General features: G+C 61.7%; 19 protein-coding genes. 13 read left to right on the forward strand and 6 right to left on the reverse strand.

Annotated features, from left to right (window positions below; all coding sequences use genetic code 11):
* Window positions 1-10: 10 nt before the first annotated feature.
* Complete coding sequence (locus tag PCA20602_RS04530; RefSeq protein ID WP_150720173.1) at window positions 11-856, reverse strand: phytanoyl-CoA dioxygenase family protein; 846 nt, start codon at window positions 854-856, stop codon at window positions 11-13.
* Window positions 857-1,292: 436 nt separating this feature from the next.
* On the opposite strand from PCA20602_RS04530, the gene PCA20602_RS04535 reads away from it, so the two are divergent.
* The 7 genes from PCA20602_RS04535 to PCA20602_RS04565 all read left to right on the forward strand — a co-directional run bounded on the left by PCA20602_RS04535 (window position 1,293) and on the right by PCA20602_RS04565 (window position 8,486).
* Complete coding sequence (locus PCA20602_RS04535) at window positions 1,293-2,795, forward strand: amino acid adenylation domain-containing protein (RefSeq protein ID WP_150720174.1); 1,503 nt, start codon at window positions 1,293-1,295, stop codon at window positions 2,793-2,795.
* Between the two features lie 2 nt (window positions 2,796-2,797).
* Window positions 2,798-3,061, forward strand: a complete 264-nt coding sequence (locus PCA20602_RS04540; RefSeq protein ID WP_150720175.1) for an acyl carrier protein — start codon at window positions 2,798-2,800, stop codon at window positions 3,059-3,061.
* Window positions 3,062-3,107: 46 nt separating this feature from the next.
* Window positions 3,108-4,010, forward strand: coding sequence for a chlorinating enzyme (locus PCA20602_RS04545; protein WP_217432365.1), 903 nt, complete (start codon window positions 3,108-3,110; stop codon window positions 4,008-4,010).
* Between the two features lie 6 nt (window positions 4,011-4,016).
* A complete protein-coding gene (locus tag PCA20602_RS04550; protein WP_150720177.1) occupies window positions 4,017-4,973 on the forward strand; it encodes an SDR family NAD(P)-dependent oxidoreductase in 957 nt (318 codons plus the stop codon).
* 47 nt (window positions 4,974-5,020) lie between these two features.
* Window positions 5,021-6,241, forward strand: a complete 1,221-nt coding sequence (locus tag PCA20602_RS04555) for a cation:proton antiporter (RefSeq protein ID WP_150720178.1) — start codon at window positions 5,021-5,023, stop codon at window positions 6,239-6,241.
* A gap of 91 nt (window positions 6,242-6,332) precedes the next feature.
* The gene (locus tag PCA20602_RS04560; protein ID WP_150720179.1) at window positions 6,333-7,022 is read left to right on the forward strand and encodes an NUDIX hydrolase; all 690 of its coding nucleotides are present in this window, start codon (window positions 6,333-6,335) and stop codon (window positions 7,020-7,022) included.
* Between the two features lie 51 nt (window positions 7,023-7,073).
* A complete protein-coding gene (locus PCA20602_RS04565) occupies window positions 7,074-8,486 on the forward strand; it encodes a DHA2 family efflux MFS transporter permease subunit (RefSeq protein WP_150720180.1) in 1,413 nt (470 codons plus the stop codon).
* A gap of 66 nt (window positions 8,487-8,552) precedes the next feature.
* On the opposite strand, the gene mqo is transcribed toward PCA20602_RS04565, so the two are convergent.
* Window positions 8,553-10,265: a malate dehydrogenase (quinone) gene (gene mqo, locus PCA20602_RS04570; protein ID WP_150720181.1), complete on the reverse strand. Its 1,713-nt coding sequence runs from the start codon at window positions 10,263-10,265 to the stop codon at window positions 8,553-8,555.
* A gap of 460 nt (window positions 10,266-10,725) precedes the next feature.
* On the opposite strand from mqo, the gene xopG reads away from it, so the two are divergent.
* Both xopG and PCA20602_RS04580 read left to right on the forward strand, forming a co-directional pair.
* Window positions 10,726-11,391 carry a XopG/HopH/AvrPtoH family type III secretion system effector gene (gene xopG, locus PCA20602_RS04575; protein ID WP_174980808.1) on the forward strand — a complete coding sequence of 222 codons (666 nt, stop codon included), beginning with the start codon at window positions 10,726-10,728 and terminating at the stop codon, window positions 11,389-11,391.
* Between the two features lie 191 nt (window positions 11,392-11,582).
* The gene (locus PCA20602_RS04580) at window positions 11,583-12,953 is read left to right on the forward strand and encodes an APC family permease (protein WP_150720183.1); all 1,371 of its coding nucleotides are present in this window, start codon (window positions 11,583-11,585) and stop codon (window positions 12,951-12,953) included.
* Window positions 12,954-12,986: 33 nt separating this feature from the next.
* Here the strand turns inward: PCA20602_RS04580 and PCA20602_RS04585 are convergent, their stop codons facing one another.
* Window positions 12,987-13,901 carry a LysR family transcriptional regulator gene (locus PCA20602_RS04585; RefSeq protein ID WP_150720184.1) on the reverse strand — a complete coding sequence of 305 codons (915 nt, stop codon included), beginning with the start codon at window positions 13,899-13,901 and terminating at the stop codon, window positions 12,987-12,989.
* Window positions 13,902-14,000: 99 nt separating this feature from the next.
* Between PCA20602_RS04585 and PCA20602_RS04590 the strand changes: the two genes are divergently transcribed.
* Genes PCA20602_RS04590 through PCA20602_RS04600 form a run of 3 tightly spaced genes read left to right on the forward strand, consistent with a single transcriptional unit; the run spans window position 14,001 to window position 17,046 of the window.
* A complete protein-coding gene (locus tag PCA20602_RS04590) occupies window positions 14,001-15,305 on the forward strand; it encodes a CitMHS family transporter (protein WP_150720185.1) in 1,305 nt (434 codons plus the stop codon).
* A gap of 60 nt (window positions 15,306-15,365) precedes the next feature.
* Entirely contained in the window at window positions 15,366-16,748 is a 1,383-nt protein-coding gene (locus PCA20602_RS04595; RefSeq protein ID WP_150720186.1) for an acyclic terpene utilization AtuA family protein, read from the forward strand.
* Window positions 16,735-17,046 (forward strand): AtuA-related protein, encoded by a 312-nt coding sequence (locus PCA20602_RS04600; RefSeq protein ID WP_150720187.1) that lies wholly within the window; start codon window positions 16,735-16,737, stop codon window positions 17,044-17,046. The genes PCA20602_RS04595 and PCA20602_RS04600 overlap by 14 nt, the downstream gene beginning before the upstream one ends.
* A gap of 80 nt (window positions 17,047-17,126) precedes the next feature.
* Here PCA20602_RS04600 and PCA20602_RS04605 read toward each other — a convergent pair whose 3' ends face one another.
* The 3 genes from PCA20602_RS04605 to PCA20602_RS04615 all read right to left on the reverse strand — a co-directional run bounded on the left by PCA20602_RS04605 (window position 17,127) and on the right by PCA20602_RS04615 (window position 20,619).
* Complete coding sequence (locus PCA20602_RS04605; RefSeq protein WP_150720551.1) at window positions 17,127-18,617, reverse strand: YncE family protein; 1,491 nt, start codon at window positions 18,615-18,617, stop codon at window positions 17,127-17,129.
* Between the two features lie 135 nt (window positions 18,618-18,752).
* On the reverse strand, window positions 18,753-19,274 hold the full coding sequence (locus PCA20602_RS04610) for a DUF305 domain-containing protein (RefSeq protein ID WP_150720188.1): 522 nt from the start codon (window positions 19,272-19,274) through the stop codon (window positions 18,753-18,755).
* Window positions 19,275-19,518: 244 nt separating this feature from the next.
* Entirely contained in the window at window positions 19,519-20,619 is a 1,101-nt protein-coding gene (locus tag PCA20602_RS04615) for an asparaginase (RefSeq protein ID WP_246182026.1), read from the reverse strand.
* A gap of 211 nt (window positions 20,620-20,830) precedes the next feature.
* Between PCA20602_RS04615 and PCA20602_RS04620 the strand changes: the two genes are divergently transcribed.
* Complete coding sequence (locus PCA20602_RS04620) at window positions 20,831-21,163, forward strand: hypothetical protein (protein WP_150720189.1); 333 nt, start codon at window positions 20,831-20,833, stop codon at window positions 21,161-21,163.
* Window positions 21,164-21,174 lie beyond the last annotated feature (11 nt).

A 21,174-nucleotide genomic window follows, 5' to 3' on the forward strand; every position in this document is an offset into this window, starting at 1 on the left:
GCCCTGCTGGCTATCCCAGCGAGGCGAACGTTGCCGGTCGCTTCTCCGCGAGTGTCGACGCGGGCAGACGGCCGGTGCCTTCGGAGAGCGGCGTGAAGTCACGGGCGGCAATAAATTCGGGGCGCGGGCTGTCCGTGGCGGGCAAGGCATTTTCGACACTGTTGTAAGTGACGTAGACCATCGTGCGGTCATACGGCGACATGTTGGCCGACGATGCATGATAGACATTCGGATGGAAGAACATGACTGACCCGCGCTTGAGCTTGGGCACGGCAACGCCGTGTGCCTGCGCGAGCTCGGCGATCAGGCGTCGGTCGGCCTTGTACTTCATGTCTGCGCCGAAGTACTGCTGCCATCCCTCCCCCTGGGTGTCCCGGATATCCACGGGATACTCCCCGTCCCGGTGCGAGCCGGGAATAAACATGAGCGGGCCGTTGAACTCGTAAATGTCGTCGAGCGTGATGCAGGCCGTGACTGCCCGCGGCTCGCGCATCTGGTCGGCGTCACGCCAGAACGTGAAGTCCTGGTGCCACTCCCATCGCTCGCCGACGAAGGCGAACTTCGCATTGATCTTGAACTGATGCACATACACGCGGCTACCGAGCAATTGTTCGGCCGGACGGAGCAATTGCGGCGTGCGAATCAGCGCAGAAAACACCGCGTTGCGCAAATGCGAACCATTGACCGCGCGTGGTCGTTCTTCCTGTCCCTCCGGAACGGTGCCCGCTCGCTCCTCTCCCAACTCACGCATGGCTTCGGCTTTGAGCAGCGCCATTTCGTCCTGAGTGAAATCGTCCTCGACGATCAGCAGCCCTTCATTCTCATATCGCGACATCTGAGCCTGTGTAAGTTCCATTCGATCTCTCCGGGAGGCGCTTCTCGTCGATCTGGACGGAAGGCGGGGCGATGCAATTTATTGGAAGTTCAATGAGATGCCAACGGCACTCCGCTCTCACAATAGGACAAAAGAAACGCAATTGTTAGGATTGCAACCAAAAAATTCTCTGCCAGTGAAATCCGGGTCAGATGACAAATAATTAAAATATTCACATTCTCTGAATCAGATGAAATTGGAGTGGATAAATCGTCATAACTGTCGATGACGGCAACAATATCTCGATAGAAAAATACGGCGAATGCAAATCACAAAAAAATGATATTTCGCATTTGACTTTTGCAAAATCGTCGCCCTATTCTTTGAAACATCGCTCGCGTTGATTTGTTATTTATTCGTCATCCTTAATATTGAAAACTCGACCTATTAAATTTAAGAGTCGAGTGAGGATCACACCATGCTGCTGGAGACGTTGCCCCCACAAGTCGAACAGAATGCGTCATTGCGTATCGATCCTCTGCTGCAAATGCTTTGCCGCGCCGCGGCGCTAAACGCCGACAAGATCGCGGTGATAGGCGCTAAGGGCGCTTACACCTATGACCAGGTCTTCGCGTCGGCCAGAGCGTTTGCGGCAGTACTGCGGGACGCGGGCATCGGCCCCGGCGAGACCGTTGCGCTATCGATGCGAAAGGAAATGTCGTATGTCCAGGCCGTCCTGGGATGTCTGCTTTCCGGCAATGCGTTCTTGCCTATCGATCCGATCTATCCGTCGGAGCGCAAGCACTACATGATCGAAGACGCGGGCGCGGTGGCGTGTGTCATCAACTTCGAAATGTGTCACCGCATCGACGCCGCCGTGCTGTTGGACATGCGGGATATCCCGGCGAATACCGTGCCGTCGAACGACTTTCCTAACACGCTTCGTACGGCCTATACGATCTATACGTCGGGGACCACCGGACGCCCCAAGGGGGTGCCGATTGCCTCGACGGCGCTCGCCCGGTTTGTCGTCGTGCAGGGCGAAACACTGAACGTCTCGCGCGATAGCCGTTTTGCGTCCGTCTCGTCGATTTCGTTCGATATGTCGATATGGGAGATCTTCATGGCGCTTTGCCATGGGGCATCGATCGTCATGCTTGACCGAGAAACCATTCTCGACGGAAGAAAGTTGGGCGCCGCACTGAAGTCGCATGCGGTCAGCCACGTACTGATGACCCCCTCGATGCTGTCGCTACTGCCTGCCGACACCTACCCGGCGTTGCGGCATGTCGTGTCGGCTGGCGAGAAGTGCAATCAGCAGACAGTCGACACCTGGTCCCCCGTCAGTCATTTCTACGACGCGTACGGCGCGACCGAAGCCACCATCTACACGACCATCGTCCGAAAGACTCCCGATACGCCGCTGACATGCGTGGGCAGCGCCATGACCGGCAGCGAAATCGTGATCGCCGACGAGCGCGGCGAGTCGCTCCCGACGGGAGATATCGGCGAGATCTGCATCGTCGGCAATGCCGTCTCCGCCGGATATCGCAATCGTCCCGACCTCAATGCCCGTGTCTTCATCGCGCTCGATGGCAAGCGTGCCTATCGCACCGGAGACATCGGCTATCTCGACGCGCAAGGCCGCTTGCATTGCAAGGGGCGCGCGGACCGGCAGGTGAAGTTCAACGGGTTCCGGATCGAACTCGAAGAGATCGAGCGCGTGGCGAATGAAACGGCGTTCACGGCGGCATGCGCAGCCACGCTGCATACGACTGCTTCCGGCAAGACGTTTCTGTATCTCTTTGTCGCGCCTCGCGAGCCGTCCGCGTTCTCGACCGACACGTTCCGTGATGCGCTGCGTAAGCGTCTGCCCGGCTTCATGATGCCCAGCCGGATCTTTGCCGTCCCGGAGATCCCCGTGACCTCCAGCGGCAAGGCCGACATTCCCCGTCTCATGACACTGACCCAGGAAGGTTGACGATGAACCATCTCGCAGATCCCGTCTCCACAGTCTCCACCGATGCCATCGACCGGATGCACGCCATCTGGCGCCGCATACTCGACCATGACGAGTTCGGCCCGGACGATAGTTTTTTCGACATTGGCGGCCACTCGCTGCTTACCACCGAGTTGGCCATCGAAATCGAAAACGAGTTTCGGGTCGCCATTCCCGTCGACGCGATTTTCGATCATCAGACGATCGCTGAACTCTGTGCCTTTGTGAGTCATCGCAATCCGTCGTAAATCCCTTGTGAAGATTTGCCAATCCGGAATGCAGGAGATCAAGAAAATGGTAAACGCCAAAGCAATCAGAGAGCGCTTCTTTCGCGATGGATTTTATGGACCATTTCCGGTCTACGAGCCAGAAACGGCAAAGACGATGCTGTCTTCAATTCGTCGCCAGAGTCAGAACATGAGTCGGGCGATATTTCAGAACAGTTGCAATTACGACCGCCATTTCGATATCGACGAACTCGCCTCGCACGTGGAGAACGACGTCATCGTGTCGCATGCCAGGGCGATTCTGGGCGACAACCTGCAATGCTGGCGCTCGGAGTACTTCCCGAAGTTTCCGGGGGCGAAGGGCACGGAGTGGCATCAGGTCGAGAAATTCCAGTACACCACCGGATCGCCACAGTTGCAGCCCATCGACGGCAAACCGGGCGACGTTCCTTTCGAATTGACGGTCTGGACCGCTTTCACGGAATCGACCATCGACAACGGCTGCATGAAGTTTCTGCCGGGCTCGCATCGCACGAAATATTTTGACGAGTCGCTGGAGCCTGTGACCGGGCGAAACGAACGATACGATCCGATTTCAGCAGACAAGACGGCATTCTTCGGATACAACTTTGCCGAATTCAAGGTCGATCCGTCGTGGGAACCGAACGAAGACGAGGCGCATTCGATGATCATGAAGCCCGGAGAAGCCGTGATGTTCATGGCCAAATGCGTGCACGGCTCCCACCCGAACATCACCAAGAACAAGACGCGCTTTGCGATCACCACGCGATACGTGTCGACGGATGTGCTCGTCTATCCCGGGCAGGATCAGTTCGTCGAACACGGCGGCTTCTTCGATCTGAGCCAGTACGGTGTGGTGCAGGTCGCGGGGCAAGATGCGTTCGGGCACAACCGGACACGAAGTTCGACCAATACGGGGTATCGGTTCCGTCCGGCATCGCTCGGGTAAGTCGCCATGCAAGCGACAGGCGCGTTCGCGGGCCGCGTCATTCTCGTGACGGGCGGCTCAGAGGGTATCGGCGCGGGCACCGTCGAGGCAATGGCGCGTGAAGGTGGCATCGTCCACGCCGTTTCGCGCTCGCCGGATGGCGAACGCATCGCCTCGCGCCTCGTCGCGCAAGGGTTGGCGGTGTCCTGGACGCGGGTGGACGTTGCCGAACCGGCGGCTTGCGCAGCGCTGGTGCGTGATGTGGTCGATCGATTCGGGCGGCTGGATGTTCTGGTCAATAACGCCGGCAACCGTCCGGCCACATTGCGGCGGGACATCGGCTCGCTCACGGACGCCGACCTGCATGAAGCCCTCGCGACGCACTTGCACGGCCCCTTCAATCTGTCCGTCGCGGCATGGCCTCATATGGCGTCACAGCGATATGGGCGCATCCTGAATTTCTGCTCAGGTCATGTCTTCGGTTCGCTCGACGATCATGGCCTGTTGCCTTTCGGGATCGCCAAGGCCGGCATCATCGGGCTGACGAAGATGATGGCGACGCCCGCCGCCCGTTGCGGGATCGCCGTCAATGCGCTATTCCCCGCTGCGCTCGACTCGCACTGGAATCGCGTCGAATGGCGAGTGATTTCCGAGCAGGAGGAACAAGCGCTGGCCGATGTGTGTTCCCACCGCGACCTCTGGCCGTTTATCCGCTGGATATGCGGCCCCGAAGCCTGCAATGGGGAAATGTTCAGCGTCTGCAATACCAACCTGACGCACGTGTTCGTCGGCGACAGCGAGAACTTTTCATATCCGGCTTTTGCCGACATGAGCGCCTGTGTCGGCGCTGCAATGGCGTCGGGCGACTATTACCGTCCCCGCTCGGTGGGGCAATTCTTCAGCCGCCACCTCGGCGCGGCGCGCAGCAAGCGCCTTTTTCAGCTACTCACGCATTTCGCGGGAAGCGGCCAGACGTCCCGGTGACGTCTCCCTGATCGTGTCTATCGCCATTCAACCAACAAGGCTGTGCCATGTGGCTGATACAAGTCGCTGTCGTCATCACCGTCTGCTACGGTTGCGGCGCGCTCGCCGAGCGTATGGGGCAATGCAAAGTCATTGGCGAGATCGCCGGTGGCATTCTGCTTGGCCCGGTCGCACTGGGGGCCGTCACCCCTTCGCTTCAGAAGCAGTTATTCACGCCCGACGCCGCCTCCCTGATCGGCCAGCTCGGTGAGGTTGGTCTGGCACTTCTGATGTTCGAAATCGGGCTGGAACTCAGCATGCCTTCCCGTCGGGCAGTGCTTGGGCCGGCGTTGATCGCGATATCCGGCATTGCGCTGCCGCTTGGCGGAGGCATCGCAGTGGCCTGGATCTCCTACGACGCGCTGGCTGCACATCAACCGTTTTGGCCCTATGTTCTGTTCTGCGGTGTCGCCCTGTCCGTGTCAGCCGTGCCCGTCATGGCGCGTATTGTCGGGGATCTGAATCTGATCCGCCATCCGGGCGCTTGCGCAGCCTTGTCCGCAGCGATGGTCGGTGACCTGCTCGGGTGGTGTGCGCTATCGGCGATCGTGTGCTTCTCGCACGTCGATGCCAGTTGGCGGGCGCTCGGGGCGGATATCGCGCTGCTTTGTGCCTACGTCGTCGCGCTGACCGCGGCATCGAAATGGGGACTCACGCCGCTGCTCACGCGCCTGCTGGCGCGAGGCTGGTCACGCGGCACGGTGACCATGCTCGTGGCGTTGGTGTTGCTCTCGGGCTGGATCACGTCAGCGCTCGGCTTTCATAGTGCGTTCGGTGCCTTGCTCCCCGGCATTCTGTTGCGTAATGTGCCGGGTCTGCGAGAGCAGTTTCAAAGGCTTTTGGGCGGATTCGTTCATACGATCCTGATGCCGTTATTCTTCGCCAATGCCGGTTTGCACATGCAGATGTTCGACGGCGGCGCCAATGGGCAATGGTATTGGCTGATCGCGTTTATTGTCGCGGGTTTTATCGGGAAGTATCTGGGGGTATTCGCCGGCGCCCGAATGGTTGGCTATTCGCGCGAAAATGCCACTGTCATTGCGACCCTGATGAACGCGCGCGGGCTAATGGAATTAATATTCCTTTCGATTGGGCTGGAACTTCGAATTCTTCCCGCCAATGTCTATACCATGCTGCTGATTTTCGCATTGTTTACCACCGCAACGACAGCACCTCTATTACGGCGTAGCATTCAGCCGGTAACGGCCGGGGCAAAAGGGTCGATATAAAACCGACTAAAAGCCTTTCTCCGGTTCGATGGACGCCGATTGCAAGTTATTGCATGATGGCAATTCCGCTGTATTCATACAGGAGGAAGATATGGAGACCGAGAGAAGTTTCCCGAATACCCACGGCGCGCTTGCCAACCTGCTGACGAGCACCGGGACACACCAGCCCCTCATCGAGACCATTGTGCGGGGTGTCGAGCGATACCGGATTCCCGGTTCCATGGACTGGGCCGCGACGCAGCGCTCGCTCGACAGCGGCGACGGGCAGTGGAAGCTGTCGGCCGTGCTGGTGGCTATCGTGGCGCAGTCGGAGCCGAGCGTCCTCCTGACGACCCGTTCGTCCGGATTGCGTGAATACTCCTCGCAGGTGAGCTTTCCCGGCGGCCGGCCGATGGATGAGGATGGCAACGTCGGCACTACCGCGTTACGGGAAGCGTTCGAGGAAATCTGCCTTGCGCCGGGTGCGGTTCAGGTTGTCGGTTGCCTGCCGATTCACAAGACCCGCAAGCGTAATCACGCCATCGTGCCGGTCATCGGTCTGATACCGGAGACGGCCGGCTGGGAAGCCGCGCCAGCCGAAGTCGAAGAGGTCTTCGAGTTTCCACTGTCGACACTCCTGAAACCGGAGCTGGCGAAACAGTATGTCGACGGCGAGCGCGCGGGCTCATGGTACTGGGCCGAGCAGAGATACGACATATGGGGCGTTACGGCCGTCATCCTGAAGTCGCTCTCCGGACTGGTGCACGGTCAGGACATCAGCGACAACCTGAGCCGAAGATAGTCCGGTCTGACGCCCATCGTCAGACTCCCCTCCCCCTATAAGGCGCGCGCCATGTCGATTGCCGACAAGACCGGTGAAGCCGGTGAAGAAGGATTTGAAGTCCCCCGACGTTACTTTGCGGCCCTGGCCATCCTGCTCGGTGTCCTCATGTCGTCGCTGGACAGTTCCATCGTCAACATCGCGTTGCCGACGATTTCCACCGATCTTGGCGTCAGTGCGGCATCCGTCATCTGGGTGGCGAACGGTTATCAGGTCGCCAGTGCGGCCACCATGCTGATCTGTGCTTCGCTTGGATCGAGAGTCGGCGAGCGGCGCTTTTACGTCATCGGGCTGGTGTTGTTCACGATCTCGTCGTTAGGTTGCGGACTCGCGACGAGCTACACGATGCTAGTCGTGATGCGCGTGATTCAGGGCCTCAGCTACGCGGTACTGATCAGCGTCGGCTATGGCCTGTATCGGGTGATCTTTCCTCCCGCATCGCTCGGCACCATCTTCGGCATCAATGCCCTGACGTTTGCCGTCGGCACTGCCCTCGGCCCCGCGCTGGGCGGGCTGATCGTGTCCTACGCGTCGTGGCCGTGGCTCTTCTACATCAACCTGCCGCTGGGGGTTGCCGCGATTGTCTTCTCGCTCATGTCGCTAGGAAAAGACACGCACAGGGAGCGCGGCTTCGACATCTCCGGCGCGCTCACGTCGGCTGTGGCATTTGGCCTGTTTGCGCTTGCCGTCGACCAGATCGGGCGATGGAACAACGTCACCGTGCTAGTGCTCGGCGCAGTGTCGGCGTTTCTGCTGTATTTGTTTGTCGCCATCCAGCGGCGCGTGAAACATCCTCTGCTGCCGCTGGACATATTCCAGTCGCGCCGCTATTCGTTTGCGGTGCTCACGTCCGTGACGATGTTCGTCTCACAAGGCATGGCGCTGGTCGCGTTGCCCTTCGTGTTGCAGCACACCTACGCCTACAGTGTGCTGGAGTCGGCTTTCCTCTTTACACCGTGGCCGATCACCGTCGCCATTTGCGCCCCCATTGCCGGCCGGTTGACCAATCGTTTCAACGCGACACAGGTCTCCAGCATCGGGGTGCTGATTTTCTGTCTGGGAATCGGTTCTCTGGTGTTTTTGCCTGAGCAGCCCCGCGTCATCGACTTTCTCTGGCGGGTTGCCGTGTGCGGCATGGGATACGGATTCTTTCTCCCGCCGAACAACAAGGAGATGTTTGCCAATGCCGCAAAGAACCGCACCGCCAGTGCGTCCGGCGTGTTGTCCACGGCGCGAACCACGGGGCAATCGCTTGGCGCTGCACTGGTCGCCGTGGTCATGGCGCTGGCCGGTGGGGTGAACGACGGTCCCGGTCAACACTTTTCCGCGTACGTCTTCGCACTGGCGTGCGCGATTGCCGCGTTGTCGTTCATCGCGAGCATGGCCCGCGTGTATGGGCAGCGGTATCAGGCAACGGCTTCGTAACCGCGCCACGCCGCGCCACGCACGAGGCACGGCGCCCGGCCGGGCGCCATGCCACCATGAGACCGCTTACAGCGCGATGTCCGGCACCTTCTTCACGACGCCCGGGTTTGCCATCGGGGCGGCCGGGACGACACCGTCGAGGCTCGGCGGCGCGATGGCCAGTTGCAGCGCTTCTGCCGTGTTGGCCCATTCCTGCGCCAGCAGATCGGGGTGCTCGTTGAGCTTCTTGCCGTAGCTCGGCACGATCTCCCGAATCTTCTGTTGCCATGCCGGCGTTTTCATTTGCTCAGGGAACACGCGTTCGAGCAACGACAGCATGATGGCCGGCGACGTCGAACCGCCCGGCGAGGCGCCCAGCAGCGCGGACACGGAACGGTCGCCCGACACCACGACTTCGGTACCGAGCTTGAGCACGCCGCCCTTCTCCGGATCGTTCTTGATGATCTGCACACGCTGGCCGGCTTCCCACAGGCGCCAGTCTTCGTCCTTCGCTTCCGGCATGTAGTGACGCAACGCCGCCATCTTTTCCTCGCGCGACAGCGCGAGCTGTTGTGCGAGGTACTTCACCAGTGCGAATTCGTGAACGCCGACCTGCAACTGGGGAACGACGTTGGACGGCGTCGCCGCCTTGGCCAGATCGAAGTAAGAGCCGTTCTTCAGGAACTTGCTGGACCACGTCGCGAACGGCCCGAAGAGGATGACGCGCTTGCCGTCGAGCACGCGCGTATCGAGGTGGGGAACCGACATCGGCGGCGAACCGGTATCCGCGAGACCGTAGACCTTCGCCAGATGGCGCGATGCGATCTCGGGCTTTTCCGTGACGAGGAACTCACCGCCCACGGGGAAGCCGCCGTACTGCTTCGCTTCGGGAATGCCGGACAATTGCAGCAGCGGCAGCGCAGCACCGCCTGCGCCGATGAACAGGTTGCGCGCATCCACCGTCTGGATCTTCGAGCTGTCGTTCATATCGAACGCGGACACGCGCCAGGAGCCGTCTTCATTGCGCGTGATGGAACGCACTTCGTAGCCGGTCGTCACCTTGACGCCCGCCTTGCCGGTCAGATGCGAATAGAACTGACGCGTGATTTCGCCAAGGTTCACGTCGGTGCCGAGCGGCGAGCGCGTGGCGGTCACGACTTCGTCGGCCTTGCGCCCTTCCATCATGATCGGAATCCATTCGGCGATCTTCGCCCGATCGGTCGTCATCTCCATACCGGCAAATAGCGGCGACGCCTTCAACGCTTCGACGCGCTTGCGGATGAACTCACGGTTTTCTTCGCCGAATACCAGATTCATGTGCGGCGTCGAATTGATGAACTCGCGCGGATTGCCCAGCACGCCCTGGCGCACCTGATGCGACCAGAACTGGCGCGAAATCTGGAAATTTTCGTTGATGTTGATGGCCTGGGCGATATGGACGTTGCCCTTGTCGTCCATCGGCGTGTAGTTCAGCTCACAAAGCGCCGAGTGACCGGTGCCGGCGTTGTTCCAGCCGTTCGAGCTTTCTTCCGCGACCTTGTCCAGACGCTCGAAGACTTCACACGTCCAGTTCGGCTCCAGTTCCTTCAGGTAGACGCCGAGCGTTGCGCTCATGATGCCGCCGCCGATGAGCAGAACATCGACCGTGCGGTCCGCCTTCGCGGCGCGATACTGGCTGCCGAAAAAGTACGAATAACCGCCCCACACGGCGGCGGCGCCGACGGCTGCGGCGAGGAACTTGCGACGGGTGAAGGGCTTGCCGTTGCGACCAGGCGCCGCCTTGTTGTCCGTTTGCGTCATGAGAGTCACCCTCAAAAATAACGTCTGGCGTCGATAGCCCTAACGCGCCCGGCGCTTGCCGGCATCGATTCGGACGGCTCGACGCAATCGTGTCTGAGCGTCAGCGAATCGGGAGCAATACCGGAGGCCGAGCGCTGCAAAAACGCGGATTGTAGCGCGAACCCACAAAAAACCTAAGTGAAAACCCTGAGATGGAAATGGGGTCGGGGTCACACGTGCGCATTATCGGATGTCGTAACCCGGCGCTCGGGCGTTGTCCCAGGCGGAACGCCAACGCGCTCTCGTGCGCATCGGTGAGCGGCGCGGCGAAGTCTTCGCCGGGCATGACATCCCTTCGCGACCGTGGATCATCCCCGCAGATCGATCGGTTACAACGTTGTGTGAAGCGCGGTGCGTCCCCCGTCGGAAACGTCGGGCGCACTGTGCGTGCCGTTGTTGGCACCCATTACGGAGTCACATGATGAAAGTTCAGAGCAGTACCGTCCCTTCGATCACGATCGAATCCAATTCGAACACGGCAATTCGCGACGCGGAACAGGCCCTTGCCAAGATTGCCAGCCAGCCAAATGGCAACGCGTTGCTCAGCGGGCTGAACAACTTCAGCCAGAGCGGCAAGCGGGTCAAGATCTTCGTGGCGCCTCGCGGCGGCAACATGCGCAACGCGACGATGCCGGTCGACGACATCGACTCCCCGGGAGAAGACAACCGAAACGCGATGAAGAACGCGAGCAAGTCGTCGCTGGGATTCAAGGGCAAAGGAGCCAGCGCCATTGTCGAGTGGAATCCGAGCAAGAGCCTTGCGCTCAATGCCGCGGGCGAGCCGGTCGGTCACACGCAAGACACCAGCAAGGCTTATCTGTCCCTCGCGCATGAACTCGTGCACGCCTATCGCATCACCAAGGGCACCTACACGGGCGGCAGTGGGACCGAAGGCTTTCAGCCGGGAACGCGTGCGGCCGAAGAGGAGTTGCGAGCCACGGGCCTGGACAAGTGGGCCGATGAGCCCATCAGTGAGAACGGCATTCGTGCCGAACACGGCGAACCGCCCCGCAGGGCTTACCCGCTGAGCCGCGATCGCGGCGATCAGGTCGCGGAGTTCGATCCGACGGCGACTTACCGCGGGTAATACGGTCACAAAGGAGCACCGGGGCAGGCCCGGTGCCCGGTTCGATGAGCCTCGCCCAAGGCCGGCGGTCGGCGGTAACCCATGCCGGCCGCTTGCCTTGCCAGTGGGCGCCGCTATGGCATCCCCCAGTTGTCCATCTGTCGACTAGGATGTAAAAGTCGCGCTATCGATGATCTTAACCGGACACGCCCATGACTCCTCCCTCCGAATTGAAGGCAGATTCACTGGGCATCGTCGAATCGATCATCATGGGCGTTGCGGGCACCGCGCCCGCCTACAGTGTCGAGATCACGACCTCGACCATCGTCGGCACGGCGGGCACGCTCTCGCCGGCGAGCATACTCGTGTGCGGACTCGTCATGTTCGGCATCGCCTACGCGTTCATCAACATGAACCGCGCGCTGGCCAGCGCCGGCACGTCCTACGCGTGGGTCAGCATGGTGTTTGGCCGGACCCTGGGTTTCTTTGCCGGTTGGGCGCTGCTGGTGTTGTGCTGCGTCTTCATGGTCTCGGCCATGATTCCCGCCGCCAATGCCACGCTGCTGATTTTCGACCGTCCGTTGATGAACAACGTCCACGCGGTGACGCTGATCGCTGCGGGATGGCTCACGCTCGTGAGTCTCGTCGTGATCAAGGGAATCAAGCTCACCAGTTACGTACAGGTGCTGATGACGGTCGTCGAAGGCATCATCCTGCTGGCGATCATCGTGGCGGGTTTCGTCGTTTTTCCCCATACCCCGCAGCACGCGTTTTCCTGGGAGTGGTTCTCGCCATTCGGATTCACGCCGAAGGTCTTTGCGAGCAGCGCGCTGGTCGCGATTTTCTTCTTCTACGGCTGGGACGTCACCCTGAACCTGAGCGAGGAGACACGCGACGCGAATCGCACGCCGGGACGCGCGGCGTTCTGGTCGATGGTGTTTCTGATGGCGTTCTTCCTCGTCTTTATCACGTTGGCACTGCTCGGTCTGTCCGATGACGAAATTCAGCATTTCAACACCAACATCATTTTTGCGATGGCGGAAAAACTCTTCGGACCGCTCTGGGGTTATGTCGCCATCATTGCGGTGCTGCTGAGCACCGTGGGCACTGTGGAAACGCAGATGCTCCAATTTACGCGGACCCTGTTTGCCAAAAGCCGTGACGGCGCCCTCCATCAACGCTACGCGCGCCTGCATCCGCGCTGGAACACGCCGCACATCGCCATCTTCCTGATCTGGGCCACCGGCCTGGCGCTCCTGCTGGTGTCGTCGTATCTGCCCACCATCAACGTGATTCTTCAGGATTCGATTACCGCTATCGGCTTTCAAATCTGCTTCTATCTGGGGTTGACGGGGCTGGCGTGTGGCTGGTTTTACCGCGCAGAACTCGTCCGGGGCCCGTGGCGTGCCGCGACGCACGTGATCTGGCCGGTCGCCAGCGCGCTCTTTCTTTTCTTCATCGCGCTCTCCAGCATTCCCACGTTCGACTGGGTCACCAACGTCGTCGGCATGGGTGGCATCGCGGTGGGGGCTATCCCATTGCTGCTCAATCGCAAACGTCTCTTGCGCGTCTCGCCGGGTTGACGTTCGTGTGGCGTGCCGGCGCGTTTGCGTTACCTACTCCGCCGGGTTTGCCTCGCTGGATGAGGCCAATCGGTCCAAAAGCATCCCCACGAACGTTTGCGTCACTGGCGGCAGCGTCCGTCCCCGCTTCTTGATGAGCGCGATGGGGCGCAGGAACGCGTCGTCGGCAATCGGGCGCACCCGTAATTGCGGTTCCGCCCTGACTTCCCGGGCCGATGCGGGCAGGATCGTCACACCAAGGCCTGCGCGGACCATGGCGACGGCCGTCATCATGTAAGTCGGCTCGCAAGCGATACGCGGCGTGCATCCGGCGCCTGCCAACGCGGTATCGACCACCGCCCGCACGCTCGTGCCCGGCGCCGTCAGGACCAGCGGTACCGTCGCCAGATCCGCCAGCGAGACTTGCTTGCGACGCGCCAGCGCATGGCCCGGCGGCAAAACGGCAACCAAACGGTCCGCGCCCGCGTGGAGCACGTCGAACTCCGCGTCGTTCACTTCCCCGCCGGTCAAACCGATATCGACGTCTTCGTTGCGCACGAGTGCTTCGACGACACCGGCCACGGCGTCGCGGATGTGAAAGCCCGCGCGCGGTACCGCTGCGTTCATCTGTTGAATCAATTCGGGCAATTCACTGGCGGCGAACGTCGGCAAACAGGCCATGCGGACCACGCCGCTCGAACCGTCGCCCAACGCGCGAGCATCGATCAGCACGTGCTCCATGTCGTGAAGCGACTTCGCCAGCACGGGCAACAGTTCACGCCCTGTCGGGGTGAGCGCCACGTTTCGGCTGTTGCGATCGAACAAGCGCACCCCGACCGTTTCCTCCAGCCGCCGAATCTGCACGGTCAGCGCCGGCTGCGACAGATGCAATTGCATGGCGGCCCGCGTGAAGCTGCCGGTCCGTGCCACGGCGATGAACGCCCGAATGTCCCGCAGGTTCAGATCCATTATCGTTTTTGATTGCTGCGATCAAATCATTTCAATTGTCTTATAGACGCCATCAACTTACGCTCCATCGCATCAAAAAACAACATTGGAGACAAGCACATGCTGCCGTTACTGGGGCTGGCTACCATCGTCGTGCTGCTCGGCGCGATTCTGTCAAAACGCATGTCGCCGCTCGTGGCGCTCATCATCGTGCCGATCGTGGCGTCGCTCGTCGGCGGCTTCGGCTTTCAGACGAGCAAGTTCGTGCTCGACGGTCTCAGGAGTCTTGCGCCCGTCGTCGGCATGTTCGTCTTCGCCATTCTGTACTTCGGCACGATCACCGACGCCGGCACGCTCGACCCGATCATCGACCGGATTCTCAAGGCGGTGGGCACGCGTCCGACGCGCATCGTGATGGGTACGACGCTGCTCGCGCTGCTGATTCACCTCGACGGCTCCGGCGCGGTCTGCTTTCTCGTGACGATTCCGGCGATGCTCCCGCTCTATGACCGTCTGGGCATGGATCGTCGCGTGCTCGCGGCGGCGGTCTCGATGGCCGCCGGCATCAACTTCCTGCCGTGGACCGGACCGATGATTCGTGCCTCGGCATCGCTGCATCTGCCGGTCTCCAGCCTTTTCAATCCGTTGATTCCGGTGCAGGCCGTCGGGCTGGTCTTCGTCTTCGGCATGGCTTACTGGCTCGGTCGGCGCGAAGAAAAGCGCCTGGGGTTGACGGCCGCAAGCGGCGCGATTCCGATGCCGAAACGCGAACTCTCGCCGGAGGAGCAGGCGCTGCGCCGCCCCGGGCTCTTCTGGTTCAACATCGTGCTCACGCTGATCGTGCTCGGCACGATGGTCGTGATGGGTGAGAAGATTCCGCCCGCGATCATGTTCATGGTCGGGCTGTGCGTCGCATTGCTGGTGAATTACCCGGATGTCGACATGCAGCGAAAGCGCATCGATGCGCACGCCCGTGCCGCGCTGATGATGGCCGGAATTCTGCTTGCTGCCGGGGTCTTCACCGGGGTGATGCAGGGCAGCGGCATGCTCAAGGCGATGGCGCAAGCGGCCGTGGGCTTCGTGCCCCCAGGCATGGCGAGCCATATTCCGGTCGCGCTCGGTCTGGTGTCGATGCCGTTGAGCATGTTGTTCGATCCCGATTCGTTCTATTTCGGCGTGCTGCCCGTCATTGCGGAAGTTGCCGGACAGCTAGGGGTGCCGGCGGTGCACGTCGGTCAGGCCGCGCTGCTCGGCCAGATGACGACCGGCTTCCCGGTCAGCCCGCTCACCCCCGCGACGTTCCTCGTCGTCGGGCTATGCCGCATCGATCTCGCGGACCATCAGAAATTCACGTTCCCGCTGTTGTTCGGCGCGTCCATCGTGATGACGATCGCCTGCGTCGTACTTGGCGTGTTTCCGCTCTGAGCCGGCTTTGCACGACGTGCACTCTCCGCCCTACTCGCTTTATTTCATGGACCTGAACGCATGACAGGAAAGTCACATAAGGCATCGCGACGCACCGTCCGGATCGGTGCCGGCGCCGGCTACTCCGGCGACCGCATCGAGCCGGCCGTCGAACTCGCCGAGCACGGTGCACTCGACTATCTCGTTTTCGAATGCCTCGCCGAGCGCACCATTGCCATCGCGCAACAGGCGCGTCGTCAATCGCCGGAACACGGCTACGACCCGCTGCTTGAAGCCCGTATGACCGCGGTATTGCCCGCCGCGATGCGTAACGGCGTACGCATCATTTCCAACATGGGTGCGGCCAATCCGCTCGCCGCAGCGCGCAAGACCGCAGAGATTGCTCGTCGGCTGGGGCTAGGCGATGTCAGGATTGCCGCCGTGACCGGCGACGATGTCCTCGATGTCGTGCTCGCCACCGATGCGAAGTTCGAGGAGACGGGCGATAGCGTGGCGTTGTATCGCGATCGCATCGTCTCGGCGAATGCCTATCTGGGCGCAAGCGCCATCGTCGATGCACTGGCCGCCGGCGCACAGATCGTCCTGACGGGCCGCGTGGCCGATCCGTCTCTTTTCGCCGCCCCATTGATCCATGAGTTCGGCTGGCAAATGGACGACTGGAACACGCTCGGTCAGGCGACCGTCGTCGGTCACCTGCTGGAGTGCGCGGGACAGGTCACTGGCGGCTACTTTGCCGATCCGGGCTACAAGGACGTGGCAGGCCTGGCCCGCCTCGGCTTTCCCATCGGCGAAGTCTCGTCCGACGGCTCGGTGGTCATCACGAAAGTCCCGCAGGCCGGCGGACAGGTGACGGTGGCGACGTGCAAGGAACAGTTGCTGTACGAGATTCACGATCCGCAGCGCTATTTCCAGCCGGACGTCGTTGCCGACTTCTCACACGTCAGTGTGAGCGAGGAAGCCCCCGATCGAGTCAAGGTCGGCGGTGGACGTGGCGCACCGAGAACGGACACGCTCAAGGTGTCGGTCGGATACGTCGACGGTTTCATCGGCGAGGGACAGATTTCGTACGGCGGCCCCGGTGCGGTGGCACGCGCCCGACTTGCCATCGACATCGTGCGTGAACGTCTGGCGTTGACCGGTGTGGCCACGCGTGAGCTGCGCTGCGATCTGATCGGCATGAACGCGCTGCACGGAGAGACGGCCGGCGCGCGCCATGCCGAGCCCTACGAGGTACGCGTGCGTGTCGCGGGACGAACCGCGTCGGCACAACAGGCGCAGCGTATCGGCAACGAAGTCGAGACGTTGTACACCAACGGCCCTGCGGGCGGCGGTGGCGTGACCAGGTCGGTGCGCGAAGTGCTCGCCGTACAGTCGGTTCTGCTGGCCCGTGAACACGCCAATCCGATGTTCACTTTTGTGGAGACGCAAGATGAAGCTGCGTGAACTGGCGCATTCGCGCACCGGCGACAAGGGCAATACGCTCAATGTCTCGCTCATCTGCTTCGACGCCCGGCATTACGCGCATTTGCGTGCCGAGGTGACGCCCGAGCGCGTCAAGGCGTTTCTGAGCGACGTCGTACGCGGCGATGTCGTGCGCTACGAACTGCCGAATCTGGCCGCGTTCAACTTCGTACTGGGCAACGCGCTGGGGGGCGGTGTGACACGCTCTCTCGCACTCGACGCCCACGGGAAATCGCTCAGTTCCGCCTTGATGGATCTCGAGATCGCGGCACCAGAGTGATGGTAGACGGCAACCGTACGTACGGTCGCCATCCCCTTCGTTCCTGCTCAACCGCGAGCACCATCGGGACGTGGGTCTTCTTACAGGCGCTGGATCTGCACCGGCACGCCCGGCTTGCCGTCAACCTGCGGCGCCACGACCAGATAGCGACGTTTGTCGGTCGCGGTCTTCGCGTCTCCGACTGCCGGCGACACGACCTGACGGATGGCGCCGATGGAGTTCACGATGGCCGAACCTGCCGGGTTCGTCATGAACGACGCCAGTGCCTGCAAGTTACCGCTGCCGTCCGGATTGTCCGAGAGCGCCAGCACGTAAGGCGACTTGGGCGTCAGGCCCGTAACGGACGCCTGCAACACCTGCACGAGCCCCTGATCGAACAACGTCACGCTGGTCGGCGCAGCGCCCGCGCTGCCGCCAGCCGCTGTCAACGTCAGATGCGCGGCTTGTCCCGAGACACCGAGCGGTTGCAGATTCTGAAGCCCGTCGCCCTCCGGCACGGCGTCAGGCACGTACGCAATGGCTTGCGGCGCCTGCCCGATGGGGATCGTCGCGACGACACGCTGCGACGACGTGTCGATGGCGGCGAGCGCATCGGCGTTCTCGAGTCCGACGTAAACACGCGAGCCATCGGCGGACGGCCAGACGCCGTGCGGCAGATTGCCCACGTCCACCGTGGCGATCTGCGAGAAATCGTCGGTGCGGAATACCTTCACCTGATTGAGGCCACCGACGCTCACGTAAGCCAGCGTGCCGGCGGACGTATGGGCGAAGTTCACATGGTTGGTGATCGGCCCGGTGTCGAGCGTCTTGATGAGTGCGAACGGCGGCCGTGCATCGAACACCTGCGTGCGACCCACATCCTTGAGCGTGAACCATACTTGCTTGCCGTCAGGCGTGGCCGCGATGTTCGGGCAGAACGGGCTCTCCTGCCTGACCGTGCCCACGATGCGGTGATCCGCTACCGACACGACTTTCGTCTCCGGATTGAACGACGAGCAGATGTAACCGTACTTGCCGTCAGGCGAGAAAATCTGCATGCCCGGGCCGGCCGGCGTGACGATGCGGGTCTTCTCCTCGAAGGTCTTGGCGTCGAGCACGGCGACATAGTTTTCTCCGCGAACGGTCACCCAGACTTCCTTGCCGTCGGGCGTGTAGAACGCCTCGTGCGGCGAGCGGCCGACATAGGTCGTGTGCTTGACGGCATTGGTCTGCGTGTCGATGAAGGTGACGGAGTTCGAGCCGATGGACACGACCGCCAGCGTGCGGTGATCGGGCGAGAAGCCCATGCCGTGCACGAGCACCTGACCGCGATAGAGCGGGCTGAAGTTGCCCGGCGACGGATCGCCCAGACGAATCACGCCCAGCAGCTTGTTGTCGACCGGATCGGTCACGGACACCGTGTTCGAGAATTGCTCGGCGGCGTACAGGCGGTCCTTGTGGCTGATGGGGATATCCGGAGCGGCAAGCGCGCCCGGGGCCTGACCGGCGTGCGCGGGCGCCGCCGCGAATGGGGTGACCAGCGCGATGACCGGGGTGGTCAATTGCACGGCCAGCAACGTGGCGCGGGCCATGGCGGACAAGGGTTTGCGAATCATGGGGTCTCCTGAAGACGATTCACGTGGGAATGCGAAAGGTTGGGAAGACGCGGACGTGCGTCGTCCAATGCGTGAGTTATCCAATCTGGGCAAGGCGACGGATCGCGACGATCATTCGCCGTGGTGGTGATGCATCGCAGACATCGCCCCGGCAGGCGGCGGTGTGTCCTGTGCCGACCCTTGCGCGGGCGGCACGGCGCCGGTCGGCGCAGGGGCCGAAGGCGGCAGCGGTTGCCCGAGCGCAATGCGCATGGCGATGATTTCCTGTTGCTGTTCGACGATGATTTCCTGCGCAATCCGGCGCAGTTGTTCGTTCTTGCCGTAGCGCAGTTCGGCCTGCGCCATATCGATGGCGCCCTGATGATGCGGAATCATCATCGCAACGAAGTCATGGTCGATGTCGCCGCCGGGTTTGACGGTCATGTCGCGCATCATGCGATCCATGGCGACGTCGTTTTCATGAAGGAACGCGGCTTCGTCCGGCGATGGTTTTACCGTCGGTGCGGCATGCGCCTGCGGCGTTAGCGCCAACAAGACTGAGAACGCCAAAGACACGGACACCGACGTCAATGTCAATCGATGACCCCAGGGGTGACGCAAGAATGTGTCGCGAAAACGTGAAACGGATAGCATGGCCGCCCTCTCGATATCTCCCGCACATGCGGGGTGCAAAGGGGTATACACAGCCAAAGGGGGCTCTATTCCGTTTGCGCGGAAGTCTTCACGTCTTTCGGGAATATTTGATGAGGACGGGAATAAACGGCGTCAGGAAGTGTGCGCACCGTCCGGGGTGCCGGGGATGCGCGTATTCCGTCACCCCCAGCACCGGAGGATCGCGCGCGCGATCTCCTTATCAGCAGATCAGTCGGTCATCTGATCAATACGTCGCGTCGAACGCCTTCTGCACCTTGTCCGATGCGCTGACGCCGTTGCCGATCAGCAGTTGCGTGAGCACCCGCGCTTTTTGCGGATTCAGATCGTAGGAAACGACAAACCCGGTCTTGTCGTCGGAGACCTCGACGTTGCGGTTGACGAAGCCGCTCCCCACCCGCGACGACCGCACTACGACCACGCCCTGCTTCGCCGCCGCTTCCAACGCGTCGAGTGCGGCTTTCGAGGCGTTGCCGTCGCCGACGCCCGCCAGCACGATGCCCTTCGCCTTGTGTCGCACGGCGTCTTCGATCTGCGTGGCGTCCATGTCGGCGTGGGCATAGACGATATCGACGCGCGGCAGACCGCCGACCGGCACGGCCAGCGGGGCTTTACGCGACGCCGGAGCCGTGGCGAGATACCGGACCGAGGCGGGATCGACATAACCCAGCGGGCCGCTGTTGGGATTGCCGAAAGTCTGGACCGAGGTGGTGTTCATCTTCGTCACCCAGCGCGGGCCATGAATCGTGTCGTTCATGACGACGAGCACACCACGATTGCCGGACTGCGGGCTGGCCGCGACCTCAACGGCTTCATAAAGGTTGCCGGGGCCGTCGGCGCTGACCGCCGTGCTCGGACGCATCGAGCCGACGAGCACGACGGGTTGACGCGTGGCCAGCACGTTATCGAGGAAAAAAGCCGTCTCCTCCATCGTGTCGGTACCATGCGTGATCACGATGCCGTCAGCCTCATTGCGCTCGAATGCCTGTTTGATTCGGGCTGCCAACTGGTACCAGACCTTGCTGTTCATGTCCTGCGAGCCGATGTTCGAGATCTGCTCCGCCTTGATGCTCGCCAGCTTGTCCAGCCCGGGCACGCTGGCGGTCAGTTGCTCGCCGGTCACGCCGCCGGCGTTGTAGCCGATGGCCGAGCGTGCGTCGCCTGTGCTGGCGATGGTGCCGCCGGTGGCGAGGACGAGAATGCGGGGTTTGGGCGCGTTGGTATCGGCGGCCGTGGCCGTCAGGGTATAACCGCCGGCGCTCAGGGTGAGCGCGGCGAGTGCCATCGTATGCATCAGGACTGCCCGAGGGGTCTTCGACGTCGTCATAGTTCGCTCCAATTTTGTAGTTTGTCGAACATCGCGCAGACGGCAAGCGCGATGCCCGACATATTGACGAATTTGGCGTCGGGAGGAAAGCGCCATGCGCCATGATTGATGACGGGCGCTGAGCGTGGCGTTTGAAGTCACCGTCCTTGCGCGGCGGTGCTATGCTGGAAGCGAGTTCGTTCGCATCACTTCACGTCTGATGGAGGGCATCATGACGGAAACCGACGTGCTGGCCATTGAACAGCGGGCGACGGCGCTCATGCACGCACAGGTGCTGGGTATGCTGCTCGCTCACATCAACCATCTCGACGGCAGGCCCGACGCGGCCTTCGACCGGTTCCGGCAGGCGGCGATGGACGAAATTCGCCGCGCGCTGATCACGCGCTGCGGTTCGACGGCCCGGGAGCATGACGAGCTCGAATTGCTGTTCGCCGCGCTCTCCCGGGCCTCGGAAGACGTGTTCCGCGTCGCCGACCATCACAACGCGAGATTCTTCCGTCAGTTGCGCGATCGCAAAGTCGCGGCGGAGCCGGCGCTGGACTGACGGCGAGGCGA

Source organism: Pandoraea capi, assembly GCF_902459735.1.
Lineage (GTDB): Bacteria > Pseudomonadota > Gammaproteobacteria > Burkholderiales > Burkholderiaceae > Pandoraea > Pandoraea capi.